Below are 407 nucleotides of genomic sequence, written 5' to 3'. Positions count from 1 at the left end.
GCACGGAACTATTAATTCAAAAGGTGGAAGACCGAAAAACGAGGACAAGTTGTCCCCGTTATACGAAGGCACATTTTCTGAAACCGTAGCTATGCGTCTGGGTTTGCATCCCAAAGCAGTCAAGCGTCTTGATCAGATTTCCCGCTATTTGCATCCAGATGTGCGTGCTGCAATTCGCGGCACAGATATTGCTGATAATCAATCAGCGCTTTTGAAACTGGCCAAGTTGGAACCGACAAAACAGCGCCAAGCTGCCATTGCTCTGCGCGATGAGCCGGATGTCAAACGTGCCTTTACGTTGCTTGATGACCGGCCTCAGGCAATCAAACCTGACCCGCAGGCGGCTTTGCTTTCCACGCTGATTTCAACATGGGGCAAAGCCAGCGAAAAAACCCAGCATGATTTCC

At 49.9% G+C, this 407-nt stretch carries 1 pseudogene; it reads left to right on the top strand.

The features are described 5' to 3' along the window. Positions 1-49 precede the first annotated feature (49 nt). Positions 50-407 (top strand): annotated as a pseudogene (locus tag HBA93_RS18965) (chromosome partitioning protein ParB); the annotation flags it as partial.

Origin of the sequence: Ochrobactrum sp. SFR4 (genome assembly GCF_019730395.1) — a bacterium.
GTDB lineage: Bacteria > Pseudomonadota > Alphaproteobacteria > Rhizobiales > Rhizobiaceae > Pseudochrobactrum.
This window is presented reverse-complemented; position numbering and strand designations above follow the sequence as displayed.